General features: G+C 67.9%; 24 protein-coding genes and 2 tRNA genes. 14 read left to right on the forward strand and 12 right to left on the reverse strand.

What is annotated here, in order from left to right:
- The first annotated feature begins 18 nt into the window (after positions 1 to 18).
- The 3 genes from HWD99_RS05000 to ligA are packed head-to-tail and all read left to right on the forward strand — an operon-like array spanning position 19 to position 4,659.
- Positions 19 to 1,194, forward strand: coding sequence for a cysteine desulfurase family protein (locus HWD99_RS05000; RefSeq protein WP_241795137.1), 1,176 nt, complete (start codon positions 19 to 21; stop codon positions 1,192 to 1,194).
- Between the two features lie 9 nt (positions 1,195 to 1,203).
- Positions 1,204 to 2,301, forward strand: coding sequence for a tRNA 2-thiouridine(34) synthase MnmA (gene mnmA / locus HWD99_RS05005; protein WP_241795138.1), 1,098 nt, complete (start codon positions 1,204 to 1,206; stop codon positions 2,299 to 2,301).
- A 42-nt stretch (positions 2,302 to 2,343) separates the two neighbouring features.
- Positions 2,344 to 4,659: an NAD-dependent DNA ligase LigA gene (ligA, locus tag HWD99_RS05010; RefSeq protein WP_241795139.1), complete on the forward strand. Its 2,316-nt coding sequence runs from the start codon at positions 2,344 to 2,346 to the stop codon at positions 4,657 to 4,659.
- Between the two features lie 139 nt (positions 4,660 to 4,798).
- On the opposite strand, the gene HWD99_RS05015 is transcribed toward ligA, so the two are convergent.
- Genes HWD99_RS05015 through HWD99_RS05025 form a run of 3 tightly spaced genes read right to left on the reverse strand, consistent with a single transcriptional unit; the run spans position 4,799 to position 8,862 of the window.
- On the reverse strand, positions 4,799 to 5,251 hold the full coding sequence (locus HWD99_RS05015; protein WP_241795140.1) for a GNAT family N-acetyltransferase: 453 nt from the start codon (positions 5,249 to 5,251) through the stop codon (positions 4,799 to 4,801).
- A 6-nt stretch (positions 5,252 to 5,257) separates the two neighbouring features.
- Positions 5,258 to 7,114 carry a DEAD/DEAH box helicase gene (locus tag HWD99_RS05020; RefSeq protein WP_241795141.1) on the reverse strand — a complete coding sequence of 619 codons (1,857 nt, stop codon included), beginning with the start codon at positions 7,112 to 7,114 and terminating at the stop codon, positions 5,258 to 5,260.
- 47 nt (positions 7,115 to 7,161) lie between these two features.
- Positions 7,162 to 8,862 carry a long-chain-fatty-acid--CoA ligase gene (locus HWD99_RS05025; protein ID WP_241795142.1) on the reverse strand — a complete coding sequence of 567 codons (1,701 nt, stop codon included), beginning with the start codon at positions 8,860 to 8,862 and terminating at the stop codon, positions 7,162 to 7,164.
- Positions 8,863 to 8,930: 68 nt separating this feature from the next.
- Here HWD99_RS05025 and gatC point away from each other — a divergent pair, with 68 nt between their 5' ends.
- From gatC to HWD99_RS05055, 6 genes are read left to right on the forward strand one after another with little or no spacing between them, the layout of a single operon-like run.
- Positions 8,931 to 9,230 (forward strand): Asp-tRNA(Asn)/Glu-tRNA(Gln) amidotransferase subunit GatC, encoded by a 300-nt coding sequence (gene gatC / locus HWD99_RS05030; protein ID WP_042536743.1) that lies wholly within the window; start codon positions 8,931 to 8,933, stop codon positions 9,228 to 9,230.
- A complete protein-coding gene (gatA, locus tag HWD99_RS05035) occupies positions 9,227 to 10,744 on the forward strand; it encodes an Asp-tRNA(Asn)/Glu-tRNA(Gln) amidotransferase subunit GatA (protein ID WP_241795143.1) in 1,518 nt (505 codons plus the stop codon). Before gatC ends, gatA begins: the two co-directional genes overlap by 4 nt.
- On the forward strand, positions 10,744 to 12,258 hold the full coding sequence (gene gatB, locus HWD99_RS05040) for an Asp-tRNA(Asn)/Glu-tRNA(Gln) amidotransferase subunit GatB (RefSeq protein ID WP_241795144.1): 1,515 nt from the start codon (positions 10,744 to 10,746) through the stop codon (positions 12,256 to 12,258). Before gatA ends, gatB begins: the two co-directional genes overlap by 1 nt.
- A gap of 47 nt (positions 12,259 to 12,305) precedes the next feature.
- Positions 12,306 to 13,562, forward strand: coding sequence for a DNA polymerase IV (dinB, locus tag HWD99_RS05045; protein WP_241795145.1), 1,257 nt, complete (start codon positions 12,306 to 12,308; stop codon positions 13,560 to 13,562).
- 38 nt (positions 13,563 to 13,600) lie between these two features.
- Positions 13,601 to 13,918 carry a hypothetical protein gene (locus HWD99_RS05050; protein ID WP_241795146.1) on the forward strand — a complete coding sequence of 106 codons (318 nt, stop codon included), beginning with the start codon at positions 13,601 to 13,603 and terminating at the stop codon, positions 13,916 to 13,918.
- Positions 13,902 to 14,483 (forward strand): hypothetical protein, encoded by a 582-nt coding sequence (locus HWD99_RS05055; RefSeq protein WP_241795147.1) that lies wholly within the window; start codon positions 13,902 to 13,904, stop codon positions 14,481 to 14,483. The genes HWD99_RS05050 and HWD99_RS05055 overlap by 17 nt, the downstream gene beginning before the upstream one ends.
- Positions 14,484 to 14,487: 4 nt before the next feature.
- Here the strand turns inward: HWD99_RS05055 and HWD99_RS05060 are convergent, their stop codons facing one another.
- The 7 genes from HWD99_RS05060 to orn form a co-directional block, all read right to left on the reverse strand.
- Positions 14,488 to 14,979: a DUF2017 family protein gene (locus HWD99_RS05060; RefSeq protein ID WP_241795148.1), complete on the reverse strand. Its 492-nt coding sequence runs from the start codon at positions 14,977 to 14,979 to the stop codon at positions 14,488 to 14,490.
- Entirely contained in the window at positions 14,976 to 15,269 is a 294-nt protein-coding gene (gene clpS, locus HWD99_RS05065) for an ATP-dependent Clp protease adapter ClpS (protein ID WP_241795149.1), read from the reverse strand. The genes HWD99_RS05060 and clpS overlap by 4 nt, the downstream gene beginning before the upstream one ends.
- Complete coding sequence (locus HWD99_RS05070) at positions 15,266 to 15,613, reverse strand: metallopeptidase family protein (protein ID WP_241795150.1); 348 nt, start codon at positions 15,611 to 15,613, stop codon at positions 15,266 to 15,268. Before HWD99_RS05070 ends, clpS begins: the two co-directional genes overlap by 4 nt.
- 36 nt (positions 15,614 to 15,649) lie before the next feature.
- Positions 15,650 to 16,276, reverse strand: a complete 627-nt coding sequence (locus HWD99_RS05075) for a LysE family transporter (protein WP_241795151.1) — start codon at positions 16,274 to 16,276, stop codon at positions 15,650 to 15,652.
- Between the two features lie 35 nt (positions 16,277 to 16,311).
- Positions 16,312 to 18,393, reverse strand: a complete 2,082-nt coding sequence (locus HWD99_RS05080) for a heavy metal translocating P-type ATPase (RefSeq protein ID WP_241795152.1) — start codon at positions 18,391 to 18,393, stop codon at positions 16,312 to 16,314.
- A gap of 115 nt (positions 18,394 to 18,508) precedes the next feature.
- Positions 18,509 to 18,584 (reverse strand) — tRNA-His (locus HWD99_RS05085).
- A 36-nt stretch (positions 18,585 to 18,620) separates the two neighbouring features.
- Positions 18,621 to 19,247 (reverse strand): oligoribonuclease, encoded by a 627-nt coding sequence (gene orn / locus HWD99_RS05090; protein ID WP_241795153.1) that lies wholly within the window; start codon positions 19,245 to 19,247, stop codon positions 18,621 to 18,623.
- A 58-nt stretch (positions 19,248 to 19,305) separates the two neighbouring features.
- Here orn and HWD99_RS05095 point away from each other — a divergent pair.
- Positions 19,306 to 19,378, forward strand: a tRNA-Arg gene (locus HWD99_RS05095).
- 22 nt (positions 19,379 to 19,400) lie between these two features.
- Here HWD99_RS05095 and HWD99_RS05100 read toward each other — a convergent pair.
- On the reverse strand, positions 19,401 to 19,670 hold the full coding sequence (locus HWD99_RS05100) for a hypothetical protein (RefSeq protein ID WP_241795154.1): 270 nt from the start codon (positions 19,668 to 19,670) through the stop codon (positions 19,401 to 19,403).
- 205 nt (positions 19,671 to 19,875) lie between these two features.
- Between HWD99_RS05100 and ssb the strand changes: the two genes are divergently transcribed.
- The 4 genes from ssb (at position 19,876) to HWD99_RS05120 (ending at position 23,278) form a co-directional block, all read left to right on the forward strand.
- Positions 19,876 to 20,424 carry a single-stranded DNA-binding protein gene (gene ssb / locus HWD99_RS05105; RefSeq protein ID WP_241795155.1) on the forward strand — a complete coding sequence of 183 codons (549 nt, stop codon included), beginning with the start codon at positions 19,876 to 19,878 and terminating at the stop codon, positions 20,422 to 20,424.
- 70 nt (positions 20,425 to 20,494) lie between these two features.
- Positions 20,495 to 20,995: a hypothetical protein gene (locus tag HWD99_RS05110; RefSeq protein WP_241795156.1), complete on the forward strand. Its 501-nt coding sequence runs from the start codon at positions 20,495 to 20,497 to the stop codon at positions 20,993 to 20,995.
- A gap of 108 nt (positions 20,996 to 21,103) precedes the next feature.
- Positions 21,104 to 22,783: an energy-dependent translational throttle protein EttA gene (gene ettA / locus HWD99_RS05115; RefSeq protein WP_201469684.1), complete on the forward strand. Its 1,680-nt coding sequence runs from the start codon at positions 21,104 to 21,106 to the stop codon at positions 22,781 to 22,783.
- Between the two features lie 6 nt (positions 22,784 to 22,789).
- Positions 22,790 to 23,278 carry a thioesterase family protein gene (locus tag HWD99_RS05120; protein WP_241795157.1) on the forward strand — a complete coding sequence of 163 codons (489 nt, stop codon included), beginning with the start codon at positions 22,790 to 22,792 and terminating at the stop codon, positions 23,276 to 23,278.
- A gap of 15 nt (positions 23,279 to 23,293) precedes the next feature.
- Here HWD99_RS05120 and HWD99_RS05125 read toward each other — a convergent pair whose 3' ends face one another.
- The gene (locus tag HWD99_RS05125; RefSeq protein WP_241795158.1) at positions 23,294 to 24,181 is read right to left on the reverse strand and encodes an acyl-CoA thioesterase II; all 888 of its coding nucleotides are present in this window, start codon (positions 24,179 to 24,181) and stop codon (positions 23,294 to 23,296) included.
- Between the last annotated feature and the right edge of the window lie 16 nt (positions 24,182 to 24,197).

Here is a 24,197-nt window from a genome sequence, read left to right on the forward strand (position 1 = left end):
ATGGGGGAGAGTGGAAGGATGCAGCACTATCTCGATCACGCCGCCACGACGCCGATGCGTCCTGAGGCCCGCGAGGCGTGGCTGGAGGCGAGTGCGATCGTCGGAAACGCGTCGTCGACGCACGGCGCAGGACAGGACGCCCGGCGACTGCTCGAGGAGTCTCGTGAGCGCTCTGCCGCTGTGCTCGGGTGCGATCCCATCGAGGTCGTCTTCACCTCCGGCGGGACCGAATCCATCAACCTCGCGCTGCAGGGCCTCTGGCAGGCGCGGCCTGCGGGGACGGATGCGATCGTGATGCCGGACGCCGAGCACCACGCGACGATGGACACGGTCGAGGCGCTCGTCGCGGCCGGAGCGGTGCTGCGTGCTGTTCCGGTATTTCGCACGGCGGCGATCGACGAGCGACAGTTCGCCGCACAACTTCCCGGTGCGGCGCTGGCCACCGCGCTGGTCGCCAACAACGAGGCGGGCACGGTCAACGATGCGGCGGCGCTGGCGGCCGCCTCGGCATCGGCGGCCGTCCCGCTGCACCTCGACGCGGTGTCCGCGCTCGGTCACCTGCCGCTGTCGTTCCGCACGCTGAGAGCCGATGCCCCGGACGCGGTCGGGCTGGTCGCGATGAGCGTCGCGGGGCACAAGGTCGGCGCCCCCGTCGGTGTCGGCGCTCTGGTCACCGCTCGCACCGCTCGCCTTGCTGCGATTCTTCGCGGAGGCGCGCAGCAGCGGGGCCTGAGGGCGGGAACCCAGGACGTCTCCGGTGCGGCCGCGTTCGCGACGGCGCTGGAACTCGCCGACGCGGAACGGGAGGCGGAGGGCACCCGACTGAGTGCGATGCGCGATCGGCTCATCGACGGCATCCTGGCCCGTGTTCCGACCGCCGAGGTCCTGGGCGACCGCATCGAGAGGCTCCCCGGCAACGCGCACATCCTGTTCCCCGGTGCGGTGGGGGAGAGTCTGCTCTTCCTGCTCGACATGGCGGGAATCGCCGCGTCGACCGGATCCGCGTGCCAGGCGGGGGTCGCGGAGCCGTCGCATGTGGTCATGGCGATGGGACGCAGCGAGCAGGATGCGCGCAGCGTGCTGCGGTTCTCGCTCGGACGCACATCCACCGAGGGAGACGTGGACGCCGTGCTCGCCACCATCGCGGACGCCTGCGCACGCGCATCCGGCTCCGGTCCAGCCGGTCGCTCGTAGACTGGATGCATGAGGATTCTTGCGGCCATGAGCGGTGGAGTGGACTCCGCCGTGGCGGCGGCGCGGGCGGTCGATGCCGGACACGACGTCGTCGGAGTGCATCTCGCGCTCTCCCGGGCGGGCGGGACCCTGCGCACCGGGAGCCGCGGGTGCTGCACGATCGAGGACGCCCTCGACGCGCGTCGGGCCGCCGACCTGCTGGGCATCCCGTTCTACGTCTGGGACTTCTCCGAGCGCTTCCGTGAAGACGTGATCGCCGACTTCGTCTCGGAGTACCAGGCGGGGCGCACCCCGAACCCCTGCATGCGGTGCAACGAGAAGATCAAGTTCGCGGCGCTGCTCGAGCGTGCCATCGAACTCGGCTTCGACGCCGTGTGCACAGGGCACTACGCGACGCTGATCCCCACGGATGCGGGACTCGAGCTGCACCGGGCCGCTGACAACGCGAAGGATCAGTCCTACGTCCTCGGCGTGCTGACGGCCGAGCAGCTGGCGCACACGTACTTCCCGCTCGGCACGACCCCGTCGAAGGCGGTCGTCAGGGCCGAGGCGGCAGAGCGAGGGCTGACCGTCGCCCAGAAGCCCGACAGCCACGACATCTGCTTCATCCCCGACGGCGACACCCGCGGCTGGCTGGCGGAGAAGGTCGGCACGGCCACCGGCGAGATCCTCGATCGCACGGGGGAGGTCGTCGGCTCGCACGAGGGTGCGCACGCGTTCACGGTGGGTCAGCGTCGCGGACTCAAGCTGGGCGTCCCTGCGGCGGACGGCAAGCCCCGCTTCGTGCTGGAGGTGCGCCCGGTCTCCAACACGGTCATCGTCGGTCCGAAGGAGGCGCTCGCGATCCGCGAGATCTCCGGCGAGCGGTTCAGCTGGGCCGGGGCCGCCCCCGTGGAGTCCGAGTTCGACTGCGAGGTGCAGATCCGCGCGCATGCCGAGCCTGAGGCCGCCCGGGCGTTCGTCTCGTCTGACGGTGTGCGAGTCGTGCCGGAACAGCCTCTGAACGGCGTCGCCCCCGGGCAGACCGCCGTGCTCTATGTGGGTACCCGCGTGCTCGGTCAGTTCACGATCGATCGCACGGTCTCGGCCGTTCCCGTCGACGCGTAGCGCCTGCGTCGCGATGTCGGTGCCCGCTCGTAGACTGACGGGGTGCCGGAGAACATCTCGCTGGAAGACGCCCGTATCGAAGCCGACGAGCTGACCACTCGCATCCTCGAGGCGAAGGACGCATACTACGGGCGCGACACGTCCGTCGTCGACGACTCCACCTACGACGGGTGGATGCACCGGCTCGAAGAGCTCGAGCGTCTGCACCCTGAGCTGCAGGGTCAGGATTCGCCCACGCAGATGGTGGGAGCGGCAGAGGCGACAGGGCTGGCCACCATCGAGCACGCCGAACGGATGCTGAGCCTCGACAACGTCTTCTCGATCGACGAGCTTCGTGAGTGGGCGGCCAAGACGCGCGCATCGGCGGGCAGAGAGGTCGACTGGCTCACCGAGCTCAAGATCGACGGCCTGGCGATCAACCTCCGCTACGAGAACGGCCGTCTGACGTCAGCGGCGACGCGAGGCGACGGGCGCGTCGGCGAGATCGTGACGGAGAACGCGCTGCGTCTTCCCGAGATACCCCTGGAACTCAGCGGCGAGGGGCATCCGCCGATCGTCGAGGTGCGCGGCGAGGTGTTCATCCCGGTGGCCGCCTTCGAGCGGCTCAATGCCGCGCAGGCCTCGTTCCGAGACCGCGCGTACGCCGACGCGCTGGCACGCTGGGAGGCTCGCGGCGGCGCGAAGAAGCCCTTCGACGAGGAGAAGGCGCGGACGGCCGCAGCACGGCGGTTCCCCTCCTTCGCCAATCCGCGCAATGCGGCGAGCGGGGGCCTGCGTCAGCAGATCGACAAGAAGGACGGGCTCGAGCTCGAAGCGGGAATGCTCCGCATCGAGTCGCTCGCCCTCTACGTACACGGCGTCGGCGCCTGGGAGAACCCGCCGGTCGCGGCGCAGAGCCAGGTCTACGACCTGCTGGCGGAGTGGGGTCTGCCCACGAGTCCGCACACGAAGGTCTGCGCCAGTGTCGACGAGGTCGTGGCGTTCGTCGAGTACTTCGGCGAGCATCGACACGACATCGAGCACGAGCTCGACGGAATCGTCGTCAAGGTCGACGAGCTGTCTCTGCACGATGAGCTCGGCGCCACGAGTCGTGCGCCGCGCTGGGCGATCGCCTACAAGTATCCGCCCGAAGAAGTGCAGACGAAGCTGCTCGACATCGTGGTCTCCGTCGGACGCACGGGCAGGGCGACGCCGTTCGCGGTGATGGCCCCTGCGCAGGTCGCCGGATCTGTCGTCAGGCAGGCGACCCTGCACAACAAGGACGTCGTGAAGGCGAAGGGCGTGCTGATCGGTGACACCGTCGTCCTGCGCAAGGCGGGCGACGTGATCCCCGAGGTTCTCGGCCCGGTGGTCGAGAAGCGCGACGGCTCCGAACGCGAGTTCGTGATGCCGGCCGAATGTCCCGAGTGCGGCACAGCCCTCCGTCCGATGAAGGAGGGCGACATCGACCTCCGCTGCCCGAACGCGAGGTCGTGTCCCGCACAGGTGCGTGGGCGCGTCGAGCACATCGGTTCGCGCGGCGCGCTCGACGTCGAGGCGCTGGGCGAGGTCACGGCGGCGGCACTGACGCAGCCGACGTCTCCGGTTGTCCCGCCCCTCGAGACCGAGGCAGGACTGTTCGCTCTGACCCTCGAGCAGATCGTGCCCATCGAGCTCTTCGTGCGCGACGCCGAGACGGGTCTGCCCAAGGAAGACGAAGACGGTCTCGTCAAGACCCGCGCTCCGTTCCGCCGCAACCCCACCGCCGCAGAGAAGAAGTCCGGCCTCGACGGGCCGCAGCCCTCCTCTCAGGCGCTCACCCTTCTCGCGGAACTCGAGAAGGCGAAGACCAAGGATCTCTGGCGGCTTCTCGTGTCGCTGAACATCCGTCACGTCGGGCCGGTCGCGGCCCGAGCGCTCGCGCAGTGGTTCGGGTCGCTCGATGCGATCCGCGCGGCGTCGCGCGAAGAACTCGCGGCCGTCGAAGGAGTCGGCGGCATCATCGCGGACTCCCTGCTCGCGTGGTTCGATGTCGACTGGCACCAGGAGATCGTGCGGCAGTGGGCAGACGCCGGAGTGCAGTGGGCGACACCGGGGCACCCCGGACCGGGCGCCGCCGTCGTCGAGGGGGGTGTGCTCGACGGACTCACGATCGTCGCGACCGGATCTCTCGACGGGTACACCCGTGACGGTGCGCAGGAGGCCATCATCAAGGCCGGCGGCAAGGCGGCCTCGAGCGTCTCCAAGAAGACCGACTTCGTCGCCGCGGGGCCGGGCGCAGGATCGAAGCTCGGCAAGGCCGAGGAACTCGGGATCCGGGTTCTCGACGCCGCACAGTTCCACATCCTCGTCACCGAAGGGCCGGATGCGTTGAACTGAGGCTTCTGCGGACTCGGCGCCGTCTGCGTCCGCCGGGGCGGAACACTCGGGAAGAGCTCGCCGGAGTCCGCCTCAGGGGTCGCTGCTCGACGCCGCCACGGCGGCGATCACACCGATCTGTGGAGCAGACGAGCGTTCATTACTCACTGACGCGCTGAAGCAGCTTCGGTGATGCGGCATACCCCAGCCCCCGGTACAGCGGGATCGCCCGCGGGCTGGAGTGCACGGTGATCCTCGGTGCACCGGCGTTCTCGGCGTGCCTGCTCGCCGCATCGACGAGGGCCGTTCCGAGGCCCTCGCCGCGGTGCTCCGGCATCACGAAGACGCTCTGGATATCCGCCGACAGGCGAGAGGAGTCCCCGGGGCTCGGAACCCGGGGGAGCAGCGCCGCCCAGGCCGCGCCGACGATGGTGCCGTCATCGGTGCGGGCCACGAAGGCCGAGTGCGTGGACTGATGGGACTCCCACCACGCGGCGAACTCATCGACGAACGATTCGAACGCCTCTGTGTCCGGTCGATCACCGGAACGGTCGATCCACTTGACGCGCGCCAGCCCCCTGATGTCCTGGAGGCCGGCGCGCTCGATCCTCACGACGGATCAGTCCTTGTGGCGCGGCTTGCGGAACGGCTTCTCGCCGCGCTCGTCGCTGCGAGCCGGACGGTCGTCGCGGTCGTAACGCGGACGGTCGTCGCGGTCACGACGCTCGAACCGGTCGCCACGACCGCCGCCGTCCCGTGGGCCGTCGTTGCGACGGGCTCCGGGACCGCGGTCGGGCTTGATCTCGATCAGACGTCCCGAGATGCGAGTGTCCTTCAGCTTGTCGAGCACGGACGAGTCGAGGTTCGCCGGCAGCTCGACCACCGTGAAGTCCGGGCGGATGTTGATCGCGCCGAAGTCGTCTCGGCCGAGGCCGCCCTCGTTCGCGAGTGCGCCGACGATCTGACGGGGCTCGACCCGATGACGGCGACCGACCTCGATGCGATACGGCTTGTAGTCGCCGCGCCCGCGCCGTTCGCGGGGCTCGCGGGTCTCGCGCCTGTCGCGGTTGCTGTTCTCCCGCGGCGGACGGTTGTCGTACTCGACGGCCTTGGACAGGGGGTCATCGGCAGGGTCGAGCAGAAGAGGGGTGTCGCCCTGAGCGACGACCGCGAGCGCAGCGGCGACGTCGGCCTCCGGCACGTCGTGGTTGCGCACGTAGTGGTCGATGATGTCGCGGAACTTCTCGATGCGCGTCGCGTCGCTCAGTGCGCTCGTGATCGCGTCGTCGAAACGAGCCAGGCGCGTGGTGTTGACGTCGTCGAGGCTCGGCAGCTGCATCTGCGTGGGCTGCTGTCGCGTGGCCTTCTCGATGGACTTCAGCAGGTAGCGCTCGCGCGGGGTGATGAAGCTGATCGCGTCGCCTGTGCGACCCGCGCGACCCGTGCGGCCGATGCGGTGCACGTACGACTCGGTGTCGGTGGGGATGTCGAAGTTGACGACGTGGCTGATGCGTTCGACATCGAGGCCACGTGCGGCGACGTCGGTCGCGACGAGGATGTCGAGCTTGCTCGCCTTGAGCTGATTGACGCTCCGCTCGCGCTGCACCTGCGGGACGTCTCCGTTGATCGCGGCGGCGGAGTATCCGCGGGCGCGCAGCTTCTCCGCGAGAGTCTCGGTCTCGTTCTTGGTGCGGACGAACACGATCATGCCGTCGAAGTTCTCGACCTCGAGGATGCGGGTCAGTGCGTCGACCTTCTGTGCGTACGAGACCACGAGGTAGCGCTGCGTGATGTTCGTACCAGTCGCGGTCTTCGACTTGATGCTGATCTCTTCGGGCTCGCGCAGGTACTTCTGCGCGAGTCGGCGGATCTGCGGAGGCATCGTGGCCGAGAACAGGGCGACCTGCTTCTCTTCCGGTGTCTGCGCGAGGATCTGCTCGACGTCTTCCGCGAAGCCCATCTTCAGCATCTCGTCGGCCTCGTCGAGCACCAGGTACTGCAGCTGCGACAGGTCGAGGGTGCCCTTGGCGAGGTGGTCCATGATGCGACCGGGGGTTCCCACGATCACGTGCACCCCGCGGCGGAGAGCCGACAGCTGCACTCCGTAGCCCTGCCCGCCGTAGACGGGGAGAACATGGACGCCCTTCATCTTCGAGGCGTACGACTCGAACGCCTCGCAGACCTGCAGCGCGAGCTCGCGGGTCGGTGCGAGCACCAGAGCCTGGGGGGTCTTCTGCGACACGTCGAGGCGCTCGAGGACGGGGAGCGCGAAGGCCGCGGTCTTTCCCGTTCCGGTCTGCGCCATACCGACGACGTCGCGACCCGAGAGGAGGGTCGGGATCGTCGCAGCCTGGATGGGGGAGGGGGTCTCGTAGCCGAGGTCCTTGATGGCCTTGAGGACGGGGCCGGTGATGCCGAGCTCCTCGAATCCAGGGGTCTCGGGGGCGTCGGTGGGCACAGCGTCTTCATGAGTCACTGACCAAGGGTAGCGCTTCGCGGGATTCCGCGCCTGTGAGGGCGCCCTCAGGAGTCGCCGGTCAGCGCGAGCAGCTTCTCCTTGACCTGTCGACGTAGCACCTTGCCGATGAGTGATTTGGGCAGCTCATCGACGACGAAGAGGCGGCGCGGCACCTTGTAGGGGGTGAGGATGCTGCGCGCGTACTCGCGGATGGCCTCGACATCGACATCCGAGGCGCCGTCGACCACGATCGCCGCGACGACCTCTTCACCGGAGTGATCGCTCGGAAGACCGACGACGGCGGCGTCCGAGACCAGCGGGTGCTGACGCAGGGCGTTCTCGACCTCGGTCGGCGCGACGTTGAAGCCGCCCGTGATGATGAGTTCCTTGATGCGGTCGACGATGCGGATGAACCCCGACTCGTCGACCGTCACGATGTCGCCGGTGCGGAACCATCCGTCGACGAACACCGCCTCGGTCTCCTCGGGCTTGCCGTAGTAGCCGGAGAACACCTGCGGTCCGCGCACGAGGAGCTCGCCGGCGGAGCCGTCGGGGACGTCGACGGTCGGGTTCTCCGGGTCGACCACACGGCATTCGGTGCCGGGGAGCGGCAGCCCGACGGTGCCGGGAACGCGGTTGTCGGCCACGGGATTAGCCATGAGCACGGGAGAGCATTCGCTGAGGCCGTATCCCTCGACCAGGAAGCCGTGGGTGGCGGCCTCGAAGGGAACGACCAGGTCGTGCGGAAGCGCCATGGCCCCGGAGATCGCGACCTCGATGCCGTCGAGGGAGACCCCCTTCGCGTTCGCCGCTGACAGCAGGCGATCGGCGATGGGGGGCACGAGCGGCAGGAATGTCGCCGGATGCTTCTTCATCACATCGAGCACGAGGTCGGGGTCGAACTTCGGGAAGAGCACGAGCCGAGCGCCCATGGACATCGCGAACGTCAGGCAGAGCGTCAGACCGTATGCGTGGAACATCGGCAGCACCGCGTAGACGACGCAGCCCTTTCCGCGCTGGATGGACGGCACCCATGCCCGGGATTGCGCGGCGTTCGCGAGAAGGTTGCCGTGCGTCAGGGCCGCGCCCTTGGGTGTGCCCGTGGTTCCGGAGGTGTACTGGATGATCGCGAGGTCGTCCGTGGTGGGCTTCGGGTGTGAGGCGGGAATCGGAGCGGACTGCACGAGGGAATCCCATGTGACGGTGCCTCGCACCCTGTCGGTCAGCGCCGCGCGCGACTCGCGGGCCTTCGCCACCGGCAGGCGGAGTGCGACCCGCGTGAGCAGGGGCATCGCCCGCGTCACGTCGACGGAGATCAGCGTGGTGATCGCGAGGTCCGCGGGGAACTCCTGCACCGTGGAGACGACCTTGTTCCAGACGATGGCGTGCTTCGCGCCGTGATCCTCGAACTGCTTGCGGAGCTCGCGCGGCGTGTAGAGCGGGTTGTGTTCGACGACGACGGCTCCGAGTCGCAGCACGGCGTAGAACGCCACGATGTGCTGTGGGCAGTTCGGCAGCACGATCGCGACGGGATCGCCGGCCCGAACCCCGAGATCCCGGAGGCCGGCCGCTGCCCGATCGATGGCGTCCTGCAGCTGCGCGTAGGTCGTCTCGCGCCCGAAGAACTGGAGAGCGGGGGCGTCCGGATAGTCGCGCGCAGATGCCGCGACGATGTCGATCAGAGATCCGGAGACGGGGGAGAGGTCATCAGGAACGCCGTCGGCGTAGCTGGCGATCCATGGGCGAGGAGGCTGGTACGAGCTCACCCGCTCAGCATAGGGCGGGCTTGGCCGAGCTGCAGGGACTCGGCGGACACGGCAACTAGACTCGGAGTGTGTCTGAAATCACCCCTGATCTTGTGCGCCATCTCGGCGTGCTCGCGCGCATCCAGCTGAACGACGACGAGGTGACGCGGCTCACGGGCCAGCTCGACGCCATCGTCGACAACATCGCGAAGGTGTCGGAGGTGGCAAGCCCCGACGTCGCAGCGACGAGTCACCCGATCCCGTTGAGCAACGTCTACCGTCCCGACGTCGTGGGCGAGACGCTCACTCACGAGCAGGTGCTCCAGAATGCGCCGGACCAGGCCGACGGCCGGTTCCGCGTCACCGCGATCCTGGGAGAAGAGCAGTGAGCGACATCATCCGCATGACCGCGGCGGAGCTTGCAGACAAGCTCGCCAGCCGCGAGATCTCCAGCGTCGAGGCGACGCGTGCGCATCTCGATCGCATCGCCGCCGTCGACGGCGACGTCCATGCCTTCCTGCACGTCAACGAGGGGGCGCTCGACGCCGCAGCCGCCGTCGACGCACAGCGCGCGGCGGGGGAGCGGCTCGGACCGATCGCCGGCGTCCCGCTGGCGATCAAGGATGTGCTCGTCACGACCGATCAGCCGACCACGAGCGGTTCGCGCATCCTCCAGGGGTACCGCTCGCCGTACGACGCCACGGTCGTCGCCCGCTCCCGTGCCGCCGGGCTCATCCCGCTGGGCAAGACCAACATGGATGAGTTCGCCATGGGGTCGTCGACCGAGCACTCGGCCTACGGTCCGACGCGCAACCCCTGGGACCTCGATCGGATCCCCGGCGGCTCCGGCGGCGGATCGGCCGCAGCCGTCGCCGCGTTCGAGGCGCCGCTCGCGCTCGGCTCCGACACCGGCGGGTCCATCCGCCAGCCGGCGCACGTGACCGGCACCGTCGGTGTGAAGCCCACCTACGGCGGCGTCAGCCGCTACGGCGCGATCGCCCTCGCCTCCAGCCTCGACCAGGTCGGTCCCGTCACGCGCACGGTGCTCGACGCCGGTCTGCTGCACGACGCCATCGGCGGTCACGACCCCAAGGACTCCACGTCGCTGCGGGATGAGTGGCCCTCGTTCGCTGACGCCGCCCGTGAGGGCGCCCGCGGAGACGTGCTGAAGGGGCTCAAGGTCGGAGTGATCCGCGAGCTCCCGGACAGCGGCTTCCAGCCGGGTGTGGCGGAGTCCTTCCGCAGCGCTCTCGCCCTGATGGAGGCGCAGGGAGCGGAGATCGTCGAGATCGGTGCGCCGCACTTCGAGTACGGTGTCGCCGCGTACTACCTGATCCTTCCCGCAGAGGCTTCCAGCAACCTGGCGAAGTTCGACTCGGTGCGCTTCGGCCTCCGCGTCACGCCCGACGGCAACCCGACCGTCGAGGACGTGATGTCCGCGACGCGCGACGCCGGCTTCGGCGACGAGGTCAAGCGCCGCATCATCCTCGGCACCTACGCGCTGTCCGCCGGGTACTACGACGCCTATTACGGCAGCGCGCAGAAGGTCCGCACGCTCATCCAGCAGGACTTCGCGAACGCCTTCGCCGACGTGGATGTCATCGCGACGCCGTCCGCTCCGACGACCGCGTTCAAGATCGGCGAGAAGATCGACGACCCGCTGCAGATGTACCTCAACGACATCACGACGATCCCGGTGAACCTCGCCGGTGTTCCCGGCATCTCGATCCCGAGCGGGCTGGCCGCGGAAGACGGCCTGCCCGTCGGCATCCAGTTCATCGCGCCGGCACGAGAGGACGCGCGTCTGTACAGGGTCGGCGCGGCGGTCGAGACTCTGCTCGTCGACTCGTGGGGAGCACCGCTCCTCACGCGTGCACCCCAGCTCGCAGGAGGGACCCGCTGATGGCCGCCGCCAAGCTCATGGACTTCGACAAGGCTCTCGAACTCTTCGAGCCCGTTCTCGGGTTCGAGGTTCACGTCGAGCTGAACACGAACACGAAGATGTTCTCGGACGCGCCGAACCCCGCGAACGAGCTGTATCACGCGGCCGAGCCGAACACGCTGATCGCGCCGGTCGATCTCGGGCTACCGGGTTCGCTCCCGGTCGTGAACGAGACGGCGATCCGCTCGTCCATCAGCCTCGGCCTCGCGCTCGGCTGCTCGATCGCGGAGTCCAGCCGCTTCGCCCGGAAGAACTACTTCTACCCGGACCTCGGCAAGAACTACCAGATCTCTCAGTACGACGAGCCGATCGCGTTCGAAGGATCCGTCGAGGTCGAACTCGAGGACGGCACGATCGTGCAGATCCCGATCGAGCGGGCTCACATGGAGGAGGACGCGGGCAAGCTCACCCACATGGGGGGCGCGACCGGTCGGATCCAGGGCGCCGAGTACTCGCTCGTGGACTACAACCGCGCGGGAGTCCCCCTCGTCGAGATCGTCACCAAGACGATCTTCGGCACCGAACACCGTGCCCCCGAGGTCGCCAAGGCCTACGTCGCGACGATCCGTGACATCGTGCGCAGTCTCGGTATCTCCGAGGCTCGACTCGAGCGCGGGAACCTGCGCTGCGACGCCAACGTCTCACTGCGCCCCCGCGGTCAGGAGAAGCTCGGCACGCGCACCGAGACGAAGAACGTCAACTCGATGCGGTCGGTCGAGCGCGCCGTGCGCTACGAGATCCAGCGTCAGGCGCAGATCCTCGCCGACGGTGGGACGATCACGCAGGAGACGCGGCACTGGCACGAGGACACCGGCACCACGTCGCCCGGCCGTCCGAAGTCGGATGCCGACGACTACCGGTATTTCCCCGAGCCCGATCTGCTGCCGGTGGAGCCGGCCGCTGACCTGATCGAGGCGCTGCGGGCCGAACTCCCCGAGCAGCCTGTCGCCCGTCGACGTCGGCTCATGGCCGAGTGGGGCTTCACCGACCTCGAGTTCCAGGACGTGCGCAACGGCGGGCTGCTCGACGTCGTCGTGGCGACCATCGAAGCGGGCGCGACCCCGGCGACCGCGCGTAAGTGGTGGACGGGCGAGATCACCCGCCTCGCCAACGCGCAGGAGAAGGACGCCACCGAGCTCGTGTCGCCCGAGAACGTCGCCGCACTGCAGAAGCTCGTCGACGCGGGGACGCTCACCGACAAGCTGGCACGCCAGGTGCTCGAGGGTGTCATCGCCGGTGAGGGGACGCCGCAGGAGGTCGTCGACAGCCGCGGGCTCGCCGTCGTGTCGGACGACGGCGCGCTGATCGCCGCGATCGATGAGGCTCTCGCCGCGCAGCCGGACGTGCTCGCGAAGATCAAGGACGGCAAGGTCCAGGCGGCCGGAGCCGTCATCGGCGCCGTGATGAAGGCGATGAAGGGCCAGGCGGATGCCGCCAGGGTCCGCGAACTCGTCCTCGAGCGCGCTGCGCAGTAACCGCGTCCCCCGGGCCTCATGTCGGAGGTCCGGGGGAGAATGGTCGCATGGGACACGGTGACGGCAGAGGGCGCATCGTGTCGTCCGCCGATTCCGATGACGCCGGCACGAGCATCCTCCACGTCGATATGGATGCGTTCTACGCGGCCGTCGAGGTGCTGGACGATCCGAGCCTGCGTGGTCTCCCGCTGATCATCGGTGCGCCCGACGGTCGTTCCGTGGTCTCCAGCGCGTCCTACGAGGCGCGTCGGTACGGGGTCCGCGCCGCGATGCCCGTGTCGCAGGCGATCCGTCTGTGCCCTTCGGCAACCATCGTGCCGCCGCATTTCCATCGTTATCAGGCGGTGTCGCGGCAGGTGATGGCGATCTTCGAGTCCATCACTCCGCTGGTCGAGCCGCTCTCGGTCGATGAGGCGTTCCTCGACGTCCGCGGCGTCCGGCGGCTGTGGGGGAGTCCCGCCCGCATCGCCCAGCTCGTGCGCGAACGCGTCAGCGACGAGGTCGGCATCACCTGCAGCGTCGGAGTGGCGGCGACCAAGCACGTCGCCAAGATGGCGTCGACGATATCCAAGCCCGACGGCATGCTCGTCATCGCCGCATCCGAGACGCAGGCGTTCCTCGACTCCCGTCCGGTTCGCGCGATGTGGGGCGTGGGTCCGAAGGCTGCCGAGGCGCTGGAGGGCCGGGGGATCCGCACCATCCGTGACATCCGGATGTCGTCGACAGACATGCTCGACCGCGCCGTCGGCCCTGCGCTGAGCGCCCGGCTCGTGCAGCTGTCACGCGGAGAAGACGCGCGTGCGGTCGAGACGGAGCGTGTCGAGAAGAGCATCGGCCATGAGGAGACCTTCGACACCGATGTCACCGACCGCACGTACCTGCGGGCCGAACTGCTCAGGCTCGCCGATCGCGTCGCCGCGCGCCTGCGCAGAGCCCAGTGGGAGACGTCGACCGTCGCGATCAAGATCAGGTTCGACGATTTCCGGACCCTGAGTCGATCGCAGACGCTCGCCGAGCCCACCGCCGTGGGCCAGCGGATCGGCGAAGCCGCTCAGGCGCTGTTCGAGCAGATCGATCGTCGCGACCCCGTTCGACTCGTCGGTGTGCGCGCCGAGAAGCTGCGCCCGGCAGGAGGCGGAGGCATCGGCCTGTGGGACGACGACGAGGACTGGCGACGAGTCGAGGGTGCCGTGGACGATGCCCTCGCCCGTTTCGGATCGGCCACGATCAGTCGCGCCAGGCACATCGGCCGCGGCGATGGGCGAGGAGCAGCTCAGCATCCGAAGGCGCACGGCCTGGATTAGCCCCTCCCGATCCCGTTTCCTGGGCTAGCGTGGGAGCCATGCCCAACATTGCACTGGAACTCGGTAAGCAGGCATCCACCTTCGGCGTGAAGAGCGCGTACGGCGAGCCGCAGGATGTCGATGGCGTGAGCATCACTCCTGTCGCGTTGACCTACTCGGGCTTCGGCGGCGGAAGCGGCGACGGCGCGGAAGGCGGCGGCGGAGGCGGCGTCTCGATTCCCGTCGGCGTCTACGTGCGGCGCGAGGAGGGGCTCCGATTCGAACCGAACATCATCACGCTGCTGGTCGTCGCTGTGCCGTTCGTCTGGGTCACCGGGCGAGCATTCTCCCGCATCATCCGTGCCCTCAAGAAGTGACGATCCCGTCGCGGCAGCGCTCGAGCGTGCCGCGACGCTGATCGTCGCCGACATCCAGGCGCTGGCGGCGGCGAACCCCGTCGTCCTCATCGATGGACGAAGCGGAGCAGGCAAGACGACTCTCGCGCGCATGCTCATCGAACGATGGCCGATCGTCGGTCGGGTGCAGCTCGTCGCTCTCGACTCGATCTACCCGGGCTGGGACGGACTCGACGACGGGGTCGACCGTGCGCTCACCGGGATCCTCCGCCCGCACGGGCGCGGGTACCTGGGGGAGTGGCGCCGTTGGGATTGGGATCGTGGCAGTGAAGCCGAGAGTCATGCGGTCGATCCAGCGCTCGGAGTTCTTCTCGAGGGCAGTGGGATACTGACTCCGGCGACGGCAGCGATCGCTGACATCCGCATCTGGCTGGAATCCGGCGAAAGCGGGAGAAAGGCGCGCGCGTTGACACGGGACGGCGAGACCTACAGGCCGCACTGGGATCGTTGGGCGGAACAGGAGCGCGCGCACATCGCCCGTGATGATCCGCGGTCGCTCGCGACCAGGATCATCGACATCCCGTGACGGCTCAGAGGAGCTCGTCCGCGGCCTCGATCGTCAGTTCGAGGCGGTAGCCGAGCCAGTCGTAGACGCCGAACCTCGCGTCATCCGGGTCGTGGTCGTCATCGCTCTCGATGCCGAGTCGCTCCGCGATCACCAGGCGGAGCGCCGTGAGCGTGCGCAGCCAGGCGTCCACGTCCGCCGGGGAGATCGTGAGGTCGTGTTCGGTGAAGGCCTCGGTCTGCGACATCGTGTCCATGTCTCCGCGGAGGTCCGCGAGAGCCGTACGGACGATCTCCGCGTCGAGAGCACGGCGATCGAGCAGATCATCGCGGGTGGCGCTCTGGAACGAGCGCGATGCGTCCTCGTCATCAGGATAGGGATCGGGCGACAGGCGGGCGATGGCGGGGTCGCTCACGTCGCGGTCTGTGCCGACGAGTTCGCGGAAGTCGTCGACCAGCTGAGCGAGCTGGGCGCCCTCGACTCTGGCCATGCGCACTCGGACGACCGCGTCGCTCATTGCTCGGCCTTTCGCACCGTCGCCCAGAGTCCGTAGTCATGCATGGCCTGTGCGTGCACTTCCATGGTCTCGCGTGGCCCGGTCGCGACGACCGCCTGCCCTTCGTGGTGCACGGCACGCATGAGCTGCGTCGCGCGCTCGATGGAGTAGCCGAAGTAGGTGCGGAACACGCGCACCACGTAGCTCATCAGATTCACGGGGTCGTTCCACACGACGACCTCCCAGGGGACCATCGGAGCCGCGGCGAGGTCGACGATCTCCTCGATGTCGGGACTGGCGAGCGGCGTCATGCCCACCCCAGCTCGTGCAGCTGCTCATCGTCGATGCCGTAGAAATGCGCGATCTCGTGAACCAGCGTCGTGTGGACCTCGTCGCGGAGCTCGCTCTCGCTGTCGCATGCCGCGAGGTGCGGCTCTCGGTAGACGACGATCCTGTCCGGCAGCTCGCCCGATCCGTACTGCATGCGTTCGGTCAGCGCCAACCCGTCGTACAGGCCGAGGAGATCGAGGCTCCCGTCCTCCGGGCGGTCTTCGACCACGAAGACGACGTTCTCGAGACCGTCGACCATCTCGTCGGGCAGGCGATCGAGCTCGTCGATGACGAGTTCCTCGAAGGGGGCAGAATCCATCTCCATCGTCTCCAGCCTATTGCGGTGCGAAGGAGCGCGGCGTCAGTGCAAGAACACGAGCAGCCCCGCCACAGCGATGAACAGTGCGCCGAAGACGGTGTTCAGGATGCGCTGGCCCCGGGCAGATCGGGTGAAACGGCGGAACGGCCGTGCTGCTGCTGCGAAGAATCCCCACATGACGACCACGTCGACCACCATGACCGTGACGATGAGAGTGAGGTACTGGGGGAGCGGGGGCTGGTCCAGACGGATGAATTGCGGGAGGAAGGCGAGGAAGAAGACGATCGCCTTCGGATTCAGCAGGTTCACCCAGAACCCGCGTCGGATCATCGACCAGTGGCCCTCATGGGTGTCCACGAGATCAGCCTCCTCGACACCGGGGCTGGGCTTCGCAAGAATCAGCCTGATGCCGAGGAACACGAGGTACGCCGCCCCGGCGTACCTGATGCCGTTGAACAGCACCTCCGACCGCGACACGATCAGACCGAGCCCTGCCGCCACGATCGCCACGTGGACGATCAGCGCGAGCTGCTGACCGATGATGCCCCAGATCGAGCGGCGCCAGCCCTGGCTGAGTGCGTTCGACATCGTGTTGATGGCGCCGGCGCCCGGGGTGAAGCTGATAACCACGCAGGCGGTCAGGAGCGAGAACCAGACGGCGAGTGACACCACGCAATCCTAGGGCTCTCGCTCCGACCTGGCGTTCACCTGGGCGCGGGGACGTCCGGCAGGCGCAGGTCCAGCCGTCGCAGCAGCTGCGCGTTCAGAGCCACGACGATCGTCGACAGCGACATCAGGATGGCGCCGACGGACATGGGGAGCACGAACCCGATCGGCGCGAGGACGCCGGCGGCCAGCGGCACGGACAGGAGGTTGTACCCGGCAGCCCACCAGAGGTTCTGAGTCATCTTGCGGTACCCGGCGGCCGACAGATCGATGACCGAGAGGACCGCCCGCGGATCGTCCCCGGCGAGGATGACACCCGCCGAGGCGATCGCGACGTCTGTCCCGGCCCCGATCGCGAGGCCGACATCGGCCTGCGCGAGGGCCGGTGCGTCGTTGACTCCGTCGCCCACCATCGCGACTCTCCGTCCCTCCGCCTGCAGGGTTCTCACCCGCGCAGCCTTGTCCTCGGGGCGGACGCCCGCGAACACCCGATCGATGCCGATCTGCGCGGCGACGTTCTGCGCGACGGCCTGCGCGTCGCCCGTGATCATCACGACGTCGATCCCGCGCGCCTGCAGCGTCGCGACGGCCGAGATCGATTCCTGGCGAATGTCGTCGGCGAGCCGCAGGGCGCCGACGACACGGCCGTCGACGAGCACATGGAGGATGATCGCGCCCTCCGCACGCCAGGTCGCAGCGATAGGAAGCTCGTCGGCCTCTGCCTCGGCGAGCAGGTGGGGTCCGCCGACCTGTACCAGGCGGCCGTCGACCCGGGCGCTCACCCCGACGGCCGGAGACGACCGGAAGTCGCCGGAGTTCCGCATCTCGAGTCCTCGTTCGCGAGCGGCGCCCACGATCGCTGTCGCGAGCGGGTGTTCGGAGTCCTGCTCGGCTGCTGCGGCAAGGGCGATGAGCTCGTCGGGAGTGAGAGGATCGACCGTCTCGGCAGCCGTGATCGCCGGGGCGCCCTTCGTGAGCGTCCCCGTCTTGTCGAAGAGGACCGTGTCGATCGAGCGCATGGTCTCGAGAGCGAGCCGGTCCTTCACGAGGATGCCGGCGCGGGCCGCGCGCTCGGTCGTGATCGAGACCACCAGAGGGATCGCCAGTCCGAGCGCGTGCGGGCAGGCGATGACGAGGACGGTGATCGTGCGGATGACGGCTTCGTCCGGGAGCCCCACCACCGTCCACGCGACGGCGGTCACTGCTGCGGCCCCGAGCGCGAACCAGAAGAGCCACCCGGCCGCGCGATCCGCGAGCCGCTGCGCGCGAGACGACGACGCCTGGGCATCGGCGACGAGCCTCTGGATGCCGGCGAGCGCCGTCTCTGTGCCGACCGCTGTGATCTCGACGCGGAGACCGGAGTCGGTGGCCACGGTTCCTGCGACCACGGGGTCGCCGACGGATCTGGTCACTGCCCGGGATTCGCCGGTGATCATCGACTCGTCGACGTTCGCACCGCCCTGAATGATCCGCCCGTCGGCGGGAAGGCGTCCCCCCGGCCGGATGACGACGACATCACCGACCCGGAGGTCTGCCGGCGCGACCCGCACCGTCTCACCCTCCTCCACGCGTTCGGCCTCATCCGGCAGCAGCGCGGCGAGAGAGTCGAGCGCCGAGTTCGTCTGGGCGAGCGAGCGCATCTCGAGCCAATGGCCCAGGAGCATGATCACGATCAGCAGCGCCAGCTCCCACCAGAACTCGAGCTCGTGGTGCAGGATGCCGAGACTCGCGCCCCACGAGGCGACGAAGGCGACCGTGATGGCGAGCCCGATCAGGAGCATCATCCCGGGTCTGCGCCCACGAAGCTCGCTCACCGCGCCGGAGAGGAACGGGGCGCCACCCCACACATACATCGCTGTGCCGAGGACCGGTGCGATCCAGCGGGCCCACCCCGGTACGTCATAGCCGAAGATCATCCCGAACATCGGCGATGCCGCGACCACCGGGAGAGCCACCGCGAGCATGATCCAGAACAGCCGACGGAACCGCGCAGTATGTCCGCTATGGCTCGCGTGCTCGGCATGAGCGGCATGAGCGGCATGCTCTGCGTGAGCAACGTCGGCGGCCGTGTGGCTGTGCGATGCGTGGTCGGTCGATGTCGAGCCGTGTGGGTGAGTCATGATCGGTCCCTTCGGTCAGTTACCGAGGACAACCGAATACCCCAGGGGGGTATTCCAACCAGGGGTCCGGAAATGCAGAAGAGGCCCGAGTCCTAGGACTCGGGCCTCTTCGTGATGGGGTGAGTAACGGGACTCGAACCCGCGACATCCGGCACCACAAGCCAGCGCTCTACCAGCTGAGCTATACCCACCATGTGCCAACCGGAGTTGGCGACCAGATGAGTCTATTACATGTTTGGAGTGAACTCTGACACGGTGCGCGACGCGATGTCGCGAGCGTCGTCGCTCGACGGGCCGGGCTCATCGACGAAGACCGCCTGACGGTAGTAACGAAGCTCTCTGATCGATTCGAGGATGTCTGCCAGAGCGCGGTGGCCGCCGTCTTTCGCAGGAGCCTGGAAGAACACGCGCGGGTACCAGCGGCGAGAGAGCTCCTTGATGCTCGAGACGTCGACATTGCGGTAGTGCAGCCAGTGATCGACATCGGGCATGTACTTCGCGAGGAACATCCGGTCCGTGCCGATGGTGTTGCCGGCAAGCGGTGCTTTGCGCTCGAGTGGCACGAAGCGCTTGATGTATGCGAGAGTCTGCGCCTGGGCATCGTCGAGCGAGACGCCGTCGGGGATCTCGGTGATGAGTCCCGACGTCTCGTGCATCGCGGTCACGAAGTCGTTCATGTTCTCAAGGGCGGCGTCGCTCGGGCGGATCACGATCTGGAACCCGGGGTCGATCGGGCGCAACTCGAAATCGGTGATGACGACGGCGATCTCGACGAGCTCGTCCACAGAGAGATCGAGTCCCGTCATCTCGCAATCGATCCAGACGAGGCGATCGTTCTCTGACGCAGATACCATGCGGCCATACTATCGACGGCACTGACATCGGTCGCCGGAGCGGTACGGTAGTAGGGCCGCCTCCGTAGCTCAGGGGATAGAGCAGGAGCCTTCTAATCTCTTGGTCGCAGGTTCGAATCCTGCCGGGGGCACCGTGATTCCGTACCGAGCGGCTCAGCCGTTCCGCAGAGCCGCGACGGCGTCGTCCGCTCGCCAGAAGTCGCCGACGAGCCGGAAACCGCCCGTGCCGAGATGCAGGCGCTCGGCGCGATAGCGGATCCCGAGCGGATCGCTGAGGATGCGCAGGTGCCCCAGCACTCGTCCGGAAGCATCCTGGACCCGCCAGAGGTGAGCGGCGGCACGAACCAGGTGCTCTCGTGACGAGCTGAGCGTCGGCGTGGCGTAGGGGACCTCAGGGTGGGATCTGATCAGGGTGTCGGACATCGGTATCTCCTCTCTGACTCGAACGTACGGCCGACCACCGACATTCGACTCGCCGCTCGCATCAGGCGTTCCATGACTCGGCCTGCACCGTTCGCCGCTCTCTGCATTCGCTCACAATCGGCGGTGCGACGACGCCCGCGCCGGCCCGGAACGGACCACTGTGGATGAACCCGGACGATGGCGCCGGCCCACAGAGGAGAGAACCATGCAGGACACGATCACGATCGTCGGCAACGTCGCCACAGACCCGACGCAGGGGCGCACGGCGAACGGCACACCCGTCACGAACTTCCGGCTCGCGAGCACGCACCGACGGTTCGACGATGCGACCCAGACCTGGGTCGATGTCTCCACGAACTGGTACTCGGTCGCGGCGTTCCGGCAGCTCGCAGAGAACGCGAAGGCATCGTTGCGGTCCGGTGACAGTGTCATCGTGACGGGGAGGATGAAGATCCGCTCCTGGGAGAACAACGGCAAGCAGGGAACCAGCGTCGACATCGACGCCGATGCGATCGGTCACGATCTTCGGTGGGGCACTGCCGCCTATCGACGGAACCCGCGCAGCGCGAGCGGCGATCAGGTGCGCGATCAGACCGTGTCGGGGCGCGAAGGGCCGGAAGGGCGCGCGATGGGTGCGGTCGACGACGGCACCCGCACCGGGCCCGACGGTGAGGTCGACACCGCGTGGGCCGCCACCGACCGCGGGGCGCCGGATTTCGACGACCAGTTCGCCGCGGCGACCGCGTCGCGCTGAGAGGCATCACAGGACGCGCCTGTCCCGCGCGAGAGCTCGGGTGGGGGAGCCCGGCCCGTAGACTCGAGCCGTGTTTCGACGATCGGACTCCTCCGTCTCTCGCCTGATGATCGCGGCCGTCGCCGCGGCGACGATCGCCGTGGGGCTCTCGGCATGCTCTCCGACGGAGCCGACCGAACCGGCACCGACGGCAGCGGATCCGTCTGCCACTCCGTCGGCACCCTCGCAGACGGGGCCCGCGTACGTCGCCGACGGCAGTGCGGCCGACAACCTGCCACTCTTCAGCACCGTGACGGCGCAGGTGTGGTCGTCGGAGTCTCGAAGCTCGGGGCGCGCGTACATCGACGCGCTCACCAGCGCGGGCTTCGACCGCGCCGCGATGCAGGTCACCCAAGACACGACGACGGTGGGCAACCCCGCCGAGAGCCTGCAGTTCTCCGTGCGATGGGGCGAGACCGAGTGTCTCGTCGGTCAGGTGGGTCCGTCGACCGGAGAGCCCGTGACGACGGTGCTTCCGCAGCTCGCGGAAGGGCGATGCCTCGTCGGAGCGACGCGCGCGATCGACTGGTGAGACGCGCCGCCGCCGAGGTCGAGCCTGCATGGGTGCACAGCGGCGCCCGCGTGAGAGGCCGGTAGGCTGGAGTGTCGATCCTCGACGCCAACAGAAGGAGCTTTTTCGGTGGCTGAGTACATCTACTCGATGGTCCGTGCGCGTAAGGCGGTGGGTGAGAAGCTCATCCTCGATGACGTGACGATGTCGTTCCTCCCTGGTGCGAAGATCGGCATGGTCGGTCCGAACGGCGCCGGTAAGTCGACGATCCTGAAGATCATGGCAGGACTCGACACCCCCTCCAACGGCGAGGCGAAGCTCACGCCCGGCTTCACCGTCGGCATCCTGATGCAGGAGCCGGAGCTCGACGAGACGAAGACGGTGCTCGAGAACGTGCAGGACGGCATCGCGATCAAGGCGAAGGTCGACCGGTTCAACGAGATCTCCATGTTGATGGCCGATCCCGACGCGGACTTCGACTCGCTGCTCGCCGAGATGGGCACCCTGCAGGAGGAGATCGACGCCGCCGACGGATGGGACCTCGACTCGCAGCTCGAGCAGGCGATGGACGCACTGCGGACCCCGCCGGGGGATGCAGCGATCGCTCCGCTGTCCGGTGGTGAGAAGCGCCGTGTGGCTCTCGCCAAGCTGTTGCTCCAGAAGCCCGACCTGCTGCTTCTCGACGAGCCCACCAACCACCTCGATGCCGAGAGCGTGCTCTGGCTCGAGCAGCATCTGCAGGCGTACAAGGGTGCCGTCATCGCGATCACCCACGACCGGTACTTCCTCGACCATGTCGCCGAGTGGATCGCCGAGGTCGATCGCGGCCGTCTGATCGGCTACGAGGGCAACTACTCGACCTACCTGGAGAAGAAGGGCGAACGCCTCGAGATCCAGGGCAAGAAGGACGCCAAGCTCGCCAAGCGCCTCAAGGAGGAGCTGGAGTGGGTGCGCTCGAGCGCGAAGGGACGTCAGACCAAGTCGAAGGCGCGTCTCGCTCGCTACGAGGAGATGGCGACGGAGGCCGAGCGGACGAGGAAGCTCGACTTCGAGGAGATCCAGATCCCGGCAGGCCCCCGACTCGGCAGCGTCGTGATCGAGGCGAAGAAGCTGCAGAAGGGCTTCGACGGGCGTTCGCTCATCGACGGACTCAGCTTCAGCCTGCCGCCCAACGGCATCGTCGGCGTGATCGGTCCGAACGGTGTGGGTAAGACGACGCTGTTCAAGACCATCGTGGGTCTCGAGCCGCTCGACGGCGGCGATCTCAAGATCGGTGAGACGGTCAAGATCAGCTACGTCGACCAGTCGCGCTCGAACATCGACCCCGACAAGACGCTGTGGGAGGTCGTCTCCGATGGCCTCGACTTCATCACGGTCGGCAAGACCGAGATCCCCTCGCGCGCCTACGTCTCGAAGTTCGGCTTCAAGGGACCGGACCAGCAGAAGAAGGCCGGGGTGCTCTCCGGTGGTGAGCGCAACCGTCTGAACCTCGCGCTGACGCTCAAGGAGGGCGGAAACCTGCTCCTCCTCGACGAGCCGACCAACGACCTCGACGTCGAGACCCTGAGCTCGCTCGAGAACGCACTGCTCGAGTTCCCCGGATGCGCGGTGGTCATCACTCACGACCGGTGGTTCCTCGACCGCATCGCGACCCACATCCTCGCCTACGAGGGCACGGACGAGAAGCCCGACCAGTGGTACTGGTTCGAGGGCAACTTCGAAGCGTACGAGGAGAACAAGATCCAGCGACTCGGTGCGGACGCCGCCAAGCCGCACCGTTCGACGCACCGCAAGCTCACGCGCGACTGAGCGACGATGTCCGACCTGTCACCGGGACCCCGCCTGCACATCCCGATCCATCTCCGCTGGGGAGATCTGGATGCGTTCAACCACGTCAACAACACCTCGATGCTGAAGTTGCTCGAGGAGGCGCGCGTCCGCGCGTTCTGGCGTGCGGGTCCCGGTGAGCAGGCCCCCTCCACTGCGGTGCTCGACTCGGGCATCGACGAGGGGATCCTGACGCTGATCGCGCGTCAGGAGATCGAGTACCTCGCACCGGTGCCGTACCAGCGTCGTCCGCTCGAGGTGCAGATGTGGTTCGGCAAGCTCGGCGGCTCGAGCGTCGAGGTCTGCTACGAGGTGCACAACGATCCTGAGGCAGAGCCTCGCACGATCTACGCCCGCTCGACGGCGGTCATCGTGCTCGTCGACGCTGCAACGGGTCGGCCGACTCGGCTCACTCAGGAGATGCGCGATGCGTGGGAGCCCTACATCGGCCCCTCGATCGCATACGCGCACCGCTGAACAGGGCCCGCGACCTCAGTCCTGCGTCGGCACCCTCACCATGATCTCCTGCGCGACCGAGGCGACGAGCTCGCCGGCACGGGTGAAGATGCGCCCCTGAGCGAGACCGCGCCCGCCGCGCGCGTTCGGAGACTCCTGCAGGTACAGGAGCCATTCGTCGACTCGGGCAGGACGATGCCACCACATCGCATGGTCCAGGCTCGCGACCTTGAGGCCGGGCAGAGACCAGTGGAGGCCGTGCGCCCGCAGGATCGATTCCTGGATCGTCATGTCGCTCAGGTAGGCCAGCGTCGCCCGGTGAATGCGCTGATCGTCGGGGAGAGCCGCCCTGATCCGCATCCAGACCCCCTGCTGAGGCACACGAGCGTCATCACTCGGCAGGAACAGCGGGCTGTCGATATGGCGCACATCGGCGGCGCGCTCGCTGAGCATGCGTGCAGCCCCCGACGGAAGACCGTCGACCCGCTGCTCATCGGGCAGAAGCGATTCCGGTGACGGCACGCCTTCGGGCATCGTCACGGCATGTTCGACTCCGGGATCGTCATCCTGGAAGGAAGCGATCATCGAGAAGATCGGCACGCCGTTCTGGTAGGCCTGCGAGCGGCGCGTCGAGAACGAACGACCGTCGTGGATGCGGTCCACGGCGATCGTGAGGCCCTGACTGGCGTCGCCGGGGCGGAGGAAGTATCCGTGCATCGAATGCACGGCCCTATCCTCGGGAAGGGTGCGCTCCGCCGCGAGCAGGCTCTGCGCGAGCACCTGGCCGCCGTAGATCCGCCCTGAGGGCATGGGATGGGAGGCGCCCGTGAAGATGTCCTCCGTCGTGCGGGCCTGCGTCGAGTCGAGGTCCAGCACATCGAGAAGCTGTTGGACGGTGCGGATCGCGTGTTCGTCGGCGGTCATGACTTCCTTCCCGCGA

The sequence above is a fragment of the Microbacterium sp. C5A9 genome, from assembly GCF_022627955.1.
Lineage (GTDB): Bacteria > Actinomycetota > Actinomycetes > Actinomycetales > Microbacteriaceae > Microbacterium.

Coding starts and splice junctions, on each gene's coding strand:
- HWD99_RS05125 (WP_241795158.1), bottom strand. CDS start 24,181: ATGACCGCCGACGAACACGCGATCCGCACCGTCCAACAGCTTCTCGAT.
- clpS (WP_241795149.1), bottom strand. CDS start 15,269: ATGACGCCGCTCGCCAGTCCCGACATCGAGGAGATCGTCGACCTCGCC.
- HWD99_RS05050 (WP_241795146.1), top strand. CDS start 13,601: ATGCCCAACATTGCACTGGAACTCGGTAAGCAGGCATCCACCTTCGGC.
- HWD99_RS05000 (WP_241795137.1), top strand. CDS start 19: ATGCAGCACTATCTCGATCACGCCGCCACGACGCCGATGCGTCCTGAG.
- HWD99_RS05080 (WP_241795152.1), bottom strand. CDS start 18,393: ATGACTCACCCACACGGCTCGACATCGACCGACCACGCATCGCACAGC.
- mnmA (WP_241795138.1), top strand. CDS start 1,204: ATGAGGATTCTTGCGGCCATGAGCGGTGGAGTGGACTCCGCCGTGGCG.
- orn (WP_241795153.1), bottom strand. CDS start 19,247: ATGGTATCTGCGTCAGAGAACGATCGCCTCGTCTGGATCGATTGCGAG.
- HWD99_RS05070 (WP_241795150.1), bottom strand. CDS start 15,613: ATGGAGATGGATTCTGCCCCCTTCGAGGAACTCGTCATCGACGAGCTC.
- HWD99_RS05120 (WP_241795157.1), top strand. CDS start 22,790: ATGTCCGACCTGTCACCGGGACCCCGCCTGCACATCCCGATCCATCTC.
- ssb (WP_241795155.1), top strand. CDS start 19,876: ATGCAGGACACGATCACGATCGTCGGCAACGTCGCCACAGACCCGACG.
- HWD99_RS05060 (WP_241795148.1), bottom strand. CDS start 14,979: ATGAGCGACGCGGTCGTCCGAGTGCGCATGGCCAGAGTCGAGGGCGCC.
- gatB (WP_241795144.1), top strand. CDS start 10,744: ATGGCCGCCGCCAAGCTCATGGACTTCGACAAGGCTCTCGAACTCTTC.
- dinB (WP_241795145.1), top strand. CDS start 12,306: ATGGGACACGGTGACGGCAGAGGGCGCATCGTGTCGTCCGCCGATTCC.
- HWD99_RS05100 (WP_241795154.1), bottom strand. CDS start 19,670: ATGTCCGACACCCTGATCAGATCCCACCCTGAGGTCCCCTACGCCACG.